Annotated in this window: 1 protein-coding gene and 1 pseudogene; both read right to left on the bottom strand. The window is 70.4% G+C overall.

The window, feature by feature from the left end; translation table 11 throughout:
- Positions 1–107: 107 nt before the first annotated feature.
- Entirely contained in the window at positions 108–2,450 is a 2,343-nt protein-coding gene (gene xdhB / locus ABDW35_RS35175; RefSeq protein WP_343718487.1) for a xanthine dehydrogenase molybdopterin binding subunit, read from the bottom strand.
- Positions 2,443–2,728: pseudogene (locus ABDW35_RS35180) on the bottom strand (xanthine dehydrogenase small subunit); the annotation flags it as partial. The pseudogene ABDW35_RS35180 and the gene xdhB, both read right to left, overlap by 8 nt.

The raw sequence follows: 2,728 nt of genomic DNA on the forward strand, positions 1-2,728 counted from the left end.
CAGCATCAATGAACTTCCGCGGCTCTAGAGGCCGTGCGTTCTGTTTCCTTTCCGCTTCCGGTGATGCCACTTGCAAGCGGGATGCTCTAACACCGGATTGATGGCCGTCAGGCGCGCCGAAGGCGTTCGACGGCCATCAGCACACGCTCCGGTGTTGCCGGCGCGTCGAGCCGCGGGCATTCTCGGTAATCCGCGACACTGGCGACCGCCATCGACAGGGCTTCCAGTACCGAGATCGGCAGCATGAAAGGCGGCTCGCCCACCGCCTTGGAGCGATAGATCGTCTCCTCATGGTTGCGCGTGTCGGCCAGCCGGACGTTGAAGATCTTCGGCCGGTCGCTCGCCACCGGGATCTTGTAGGTGGAGGGCGCATGGGTGCGCAGCCGGCCCTTCGCATCCCACCACAGCTCCTCCATGGTCAGCCAGCCGGCGCCCTGGACGAAGCCGCCCTCGATTTGGCCCTTGTCGATCGCCGGGTTCAGCGACTGGCCGGCATCGTGCAGGATGTCGGTGCGGTCCAGCCGGTACTCGCCGGTCAGGGTGTCGACCGTGACCTCGCTGACCGCGGCGCCATAGGCGAAGTAGTAGAAGGGCCGGCCGCGGCCGGCGGCGCGGTCCCAATGGATCTTCGGCGTCTTGTAGAAGCCGGCGGCGGACAGCTGCACCCGGCCGAAATAGGCGGCGCGCACCAGCTCCGGGAACGGCACCTCCTGGTCGCCGATCCGCACGACGTTGCGGCGGAACACGACCTGGTCCGGCTTGACCTGCCAGCGCTCGGCGGCGAAGGCGATCAGCCGCTCCTTGATCATCCGCGCCCCGGCCCGGGCCGCCATGCCGTTCAGGTCGGCGCCGGAGGAGGCGGCGGTGGCCGAGGTGTTCGGCACCTTGCCGGTGGTGGTGGCGGTGATGTGGACGCGGCCGATATCGACCTGGAACTCCTCCGCCACCACCTGGGCGACCTTGGTGTACAGGCCCTGGCCCATCTCGGTGCCGCCATGGTTCAGGTGGATCGACCCGTCCTTGTAGACATGCACCAGCGCGCCGGCCTGGTTGTAGGCGGTGAAGGTGAAGGAGATGCCGAACTTCACCGGCGTCAGCGCCAGGCCGCGCTTGAGAAACCGGCTGGTCCTGTTCCAGGCGCGGATCTCCTCGCGCCGGTTCCAGTAGTCGCTGTCGCGCTCCAGCTCCGCCACCAGCTGCGGCGCGATGTTGTCCTCCACCGTCTGGTGGTAGGGCGTCACATTGCGGTCGGCGGTGCCGTAGAAGTTCAGCTTGCGGATCTCGAGGGGGTCGCGGCCCGTGGCGAAGGCGATCTCCTCGATCAGCCGCTCGCCGGCCACCAGCCCCTGCGGCCCGCCGAAACCGCGGAAGGCGGTGTTCGACTGGGTGTTGGTCTTCAAGGGCAGCGAGGCCAGATGCACCGCCGGGTAGTAATAGGCGTTGTCGGCGTGGAACAGCGCGCGGTCGGTGACCGGGCCGGACAGGTCGGCGGACCAGCCGCAGCGCGCCGCCAGCAGCATGTCGACGCCCTCGATCCGGCCCTCCTCGTCGAAGCCGACCGCATAGTCGACCTCGAAATCGTGGCGCTTGCCGGTGATCACCATGTCGTCGTCGCGGTCCGGGCGCAGCTTGGCGGCGCGGCCGGTGGCCTTGGCCACCAGGGCGGCCGCGGCGGCGAACAGGTTGGCCTGGGTCTCCTTGCCGCCGAAGCCGCCGCCCATGCGCCGGATCTCGACCGTCACCGCCCCATCCGGCACGCCCAGCACGCTGGCGACGATGTGCTGCACCTCGCTCGGGTGCTGGGTCGAGGAGTGGACGGTGACGTCGCCATCCTCGCCCGGCAGGGCCAGGGCCACCTGGCTCTCCAGGTAGAAATGCTCCTGCCCGCCGATCCGCATCCGGCCCTCGACCCTGTGCGGGGCGGCCGCGATCGCCGCCCTGGCGTCGCCGCGCTGCAGCGTCATCGGCTTGGTCACCAGCGTGCCGGCGGCCTTGGCGGCGTCGTAGTCCAGGACCGCCGGCAGCTCCTCATAGTCGATCGCGGCCAGGCGGGCGGCGCGGCGGGCCTGGTCGCGGGTCTCGGCGGCCACGGCGAAGACCGGCTGGCCGACATGCTGCACCAGGTCGGTGGCGAACAGCGGCTCGTCGCCCAGATGGTTGCAGCCGATGTCGTTCTCGCCGGGCACGTCGGCGGCGGTGAAGACGCGGACCACGCCGGGCGCGGCGCGCACCTTGGCCAGGTCGATCGACCGGATCCGGGCATGCGCCTTCTCGCTCAGCCCCAGGCAGACATGCAGCAGGCCCGCCGGCTCCGGGATGTCGTCGACATAGACGGCCTCGCCGCTGACATGCTTGTGGGCGCTGTCGTGCCGGCGCGGGTCGTGCACCGCGCCGTCGATGCGGTCGGCCGCCGGCTGTGCCTTGGCTTGGGACAAGGTGGTGTCAGGCATGGGCCAGGCTCGGTCGGGCTAAGGCTTGGGCGCCGACCAGCCGCGTCTCGGTGGCGGGGGCGGCGGTTTCGGCATGCAGCTTCAAGAGCAGGTTGGCTGCGACCTTGGCGCGGTAGCCGGCGCTGGCGCGCCAGTCCGTCAGCGGGGTGAAGTCGTCCTGCAGCCGCGGCAGGGCGGCGCGCACCGTCGCCTCGGTCCAGGGCTGGCCCAGCAGCGCCGCCTCGGTCGCGGCGGCGCGCTTCGGCGTGCCGGCCATGCCGCCATAGGCGATCCGGATG

It is taken from the genome of Inquilinus sp. (assembly GCF_039594555.1).
GTDB lineage: Bacteria > Pseudomonadota > Alphaproteobacteria > DSM-16000 > Inquilinaceae > Inquilinus.